This is a genomic window from Mesorhizobium sp. M1E.F.Ca.ET.063.01.1.1 (assembly GCF_003998155.1).
Lineage (GTDB): Bacteria > Pseudomonadota > Alphaproteobacteria > Rhizobiales > Rhizobiaceae > Mesorhizobium.
In genome coordinates this window covers 1-720 of record NZ_RZSC01001398.1, presented here as the reverse complement: position 1 = coordinate 720, position 720 = coordinate 1, and the positions used below count along the sequence as shown (strand labels likewise).

Below are 720 nucleotides of genomic sequence, written 5' to 3'. Positions count from 1 at the left end.
GCCATGGCTTCGAGATTGCGGAAATCGAAAAACCGCTCTATTGAGCGCTCGGCCGATTGAGGGCGGCCATCCACGTCACGTTCCACAGGTCGCCCCATGCCCGATGAATTCTCGCGCATCATCGCATTTCTTGCCGTCGTAATGGCCCTGCTGTTCGCCGGCATTCATTTCCACCACGGCAACATCCTGGCCACGCTCTACTTCATGACCGGAGCCATACTGGTGACGGCGGTGACGCATTTGAACGTGCGCCGAGGGCTGATCTGAGCGTCAGCAGCGTCCAGATTTGGAAAGATTTCGCAGGGCCAAACCATCCAACATTCTCAGACAGTTGGATGGTGGGCGATGCAGGGATTGAACCTGCGACCCCACCCGTGTGAAGGGTGTGCTCTCCCGCTGAGCTAATCGCCCGCTCGTTGCCCGAAGGCCGAAGCGAGCCGCGATATAAGGGAGGCGGGCGCGCGAAGTCAAGGCAATGTGCCGACGATCTTCAGATCGAATTTTCCTAGGCCCCGGCAGGCCGGAAAAGCCGGAACTCAGCGCGCCGCCGCGATCAGCCGCTCGGCAAGATCCGGCGTCAGCGTGTCGAAATGCGAGATCACCAAAGTCGGCTCGAACTCGCGCACATGGCGGTCCGTATAGCCGAAATCCACCGCCACCACCGGAATGCCGGCCGCCTTGGCGGTGTCGATATCGGTCTGCGAATCGCCGACCATCAGG

The 720-nt window shown here is 60.6% G+C and carries 2 protein-coding genes and 1 tRNA gene; 1 reads left to right on the top strand and 2 read right to left on the bottom strand.

Going from position 1 to position 720, the window contains the following annotated elements:
• Positions 1-141: 141 nt before the first annotated feature.
• Entirely contained in the window at positions 142-267 is a 126-nt protein-coding gene (locus EOA29_RS43935; RefSeq protein ID WP_281061149.1) for a hypothetical protein, read from the top strand.
• Positions 268-336: 69 nt separating this feature from the next.
• Here the strand turns inward: EOA29_RS43935 and EOA29_RS38815 are convergent.
• Both EOA29_RS38815 and EOA29_RS38810 read right to left on the bottom strand, forming a co-directional pair.
• Positions 337-411, bottom strand: a tRNA-Val gene (locus EOA29_RS38815).
• A 125-nt stretch (positions 412-536) separates the two neighbouring features.
• The coding region (locus EOA29_RS38810; RefSeq protein ID WP_148669400.1) for an HAD hydrolase-like protein at positions 537-720 on the bottom strand (184 nt) is incomplete at its 5' end.

Coding starts and splice junctions, on each gene's coding strand:
- EOA29_RS43935 (WP_281061149.1), top strand. CDS start 142: ATGGCCCTGCTGTTCGCCGGCATTCATTTCCACCACGGCAACATCCTG.